4 protein-coding genes are annotated in these 2,171 nt (G+C 71.5%); 3 read left to right on the top strand and 1 reads right to left on the bottom strand.

The annotated features are described in order from the left end of the window. On the top strand, positions 1-191 hold a 191-nt coding region (locus ACTWQJ_RS50565; protein ID WP_443313070.1), incomplete at its 5' end, for a hypothetical protein. Beyond that, a complete protein-coding gene (locus ACTWQJ_RS50560) occupies positions 188-541 on the top strand; it encodes a peptidoglycan-binding domain-containing protein (RefSeq protein ID WP_443313069.1) in 354 nt (117 codons plus the stop codon). The genes ACTWQJ_RS50565 and ACTWQJ_RS50560, both read left to right, overlap by 4 nt. A 17-nt stretch (positions 542-558) precedes the next feature. Here ACTWQJ_RS50560 and bla read toward each other — a convergent pair whose 3' ends face one another. Beyond that, positions 559-1,500 carry a class A beta-lactamase gene (gene bla, locus ACTWQJ_RS50555; RefSeq protein WP_443313068.1) on the bottom strand — a complete coding sequence of 314 codons (942 nt, stop codon included), beginning with the start codon at positions 1,498-1,500 and terminating at the stop codon, positions 559-561. Between the two features lie 145 nt (positions 1,501-1,645). On the opposite strand from bla, the gene ACTWQJ_RS50550 reads away from it, so the two are divergent. Further along, positions 1,646-2,171: LysR family transcriptional regulator (locus ACTWQJ_RS50550; protein ID WP_443313067.1), on the top strand; the 526-nt coding region annotated here is incomplete at its 3' end.

Raw genomic sequence — 2,171 nt, 5'->3', positions numbered from 1 at the left:
ACGGTGGGATGTGCCTCCGGCCCCGCTCGTCGCCCCGCCCTCCGATGCGCCCGTGTCCCCGGAAGTCGTCCGTGCGCCCAAGCGGCAAGGAAGCGGAGGACTCCGAGGACGCCGAGTACGCCGAGGACCTGGTCGCTTCATCGACCGGCGGCGCACCCGTGTCGCCGGAGCCCTCGGACTGGGCACCGTGAGCGGATTGATCATCGCCTCGGCCCTGCTCGACAACGAGCACACCGCACCGGCGGAACCCCCCGCATCCATGGAGCAACCGGACCGGCCGCTTCCCGGCAATTCCGCGCTCCCCCGGATCCCGGGCACCGGCGTGCTGCACGAGGCCGACAGCGGCCACGGGGTGTACGAGTTGCAGGTGCGTCTGCTGCAGATCCCGAGCATCTACGACGGCGGCGCCATCGACGGCCGCTACGACGCGGAAGTCCGACAGGCCGTAGCCCGATTCCAGAAGCGGTACGGCATCCACGGGGACGAGAGCGGTGTCTACGGGGACAACACCCGCCACGCCCTCATGCTGCGCACGAAGTAGTCATCGTAGTCATCGAGCTAGCGGCCGAGGCCCTCGACCGCCACGGTGGCGGCCTTGGCGAGCAGGGCGTCGCGGCGCTCGGCGTCCTTCCTGTCACGGGTGGACATGACCGCCATGACGATGGGGTTACCACCGTCGTCGGGCCACACCACGGCGATGTTGTTGCGTCCCCCGTATCCGGCGGTGCCGCTCTTGTCGGCCACGTCCCAGTCGTCGGGGACGCCCGCCCTGATGAGCGTCCGACCGGTCGTGTTCGTCGTCATCCACTGCCTCAGAAGCTCGCGTTCGTCCCGCTTCAGGGCGTCACCGAGCAGGAACGCCCGCAGGCTCCCCGCCATCGCGCGCGGGGTGCTCGTGTCGCGGATGTCACCCGGTGTGCCCTCGCTCATCTCCGGCTCGTACCGGTCCATCTCGGTGACGTCGTCGCCGAACTCCTCCAGCACCTTCTCCAGGCCGTCGGGCCCGCCGAGTTCGTCGAGGAGCAGGTTGACCGCCGTGTTGTCGCTGTACCAGAGGGTGGCGGCACACAGCCCCCGCAGGGTCATGCCCTTCTCGACGAAGTTCTCGGACACGGGCGAGTCCGCGACCAGGTCCTCGCGCGAGTACCTCACCACCTTGTCGATGCCGTCCGTCCCGTACTTCCGGAGGATGGCACCCGCCGCCAGCGCCTTGAACGTGGAGGCGTACGCGAACCGGTCGTCCGCCCGGTAGCCGACCGACCGGCCCGTGCCGGTGTCCAGGGCGTAGACGCCGAGCCGCGCGTCGAACTCCCGCTCCAGTGCCCGGAACTCGGCAGTGGTGGGCTTCGTGGCCGCCGCCGGTGACGCGGACCGCGCCGCGCCGGCGGGTGAGCCGGCCCCCGACGCGGTTTGCTGACCGCACGCCGGAAGTGTGGCGAGCGCGAGCAATCCGGCCGCCGCCCAGGCGGCGCTCCGGCGGATGCGAAGCGGATGCGTCATGGAATGAACCTCCAAGCCGTCGAATGACATGGGGAACCTGCGAGCCCGGGGAAAGCCCTGGGCGTCGACCACTCTCCGGCCAGTGGGGTGCCGAGGTCCAAGACGTGGACGTTCAATTCCATGCTGTTTTGGCATAGTTGGGCTCATGGATCTTGTCGCGGCATGCCGGGCGTTCGTCAGTGTGAGCGAGCACGGCAGCTTCACGGTGGGCGCGGCGGCGGCCCGGACGGCCCAGTCGGTGGTGAGCCGCCGCGTCGCCGCGCTGGAACAACGCCTCGGCGAGCGGCTGCTTGACCGGTCCTCGCGGGCGGTGACGCTGACGCCCTTCGGCCGGGACATGCTGCCGACGGCGAGGCAACTCGTGCGGCTCGCCGACCGGTTCGAGCACGAGGCGGAGGCCGCGCGGCGCCGGCCGCTACGGCTCGCCGTACCCGCCGTCTGCCCGACCGGCGCCCTCGCCCGCCTCATCGCCCAGGCGCACGAGCAGCAGGTCCTCCTCGACCCGTTTCCCGCCGGGCCGGCCGAGCGGGCCGACCTCGTCACGTCCCGGCAGGTGCGCGCGGCGCTGCTCGCGGTGGCTCCCACCGAGGCGACCTGGACGGTGCCGCTGGGCCTGGCGGTCGCGCACGCCCCGGGCGGCGGGCCGATCTACCTGGACACCCTGCGCCCCG

Origin of the sequence: Streptomyces sp. KR55, from assembly GCF_052245645.1 — a bacterium.
In the GTDB taxonomy this organism is placed as follows: Bacteria; Actinomycetota; Actinomycetes; order Streptomycetales; family Streptomycetaceae; genus Streptomyces; species Streptomyces flavusporus.
Note: the sequence above shows the minus strand (reverse complement) of the source record. Positions and strands in the feature narration are given on the sequence as shown.

Coding starts and splice junctions, on each gene's coding strand:
- bla (WP_443313068.1), bottom strand. CDS start 1,500: ATGACGCATCCGCTTCGCATCCGCCGGAGCGCCGCCTGGGCGGCGGCC.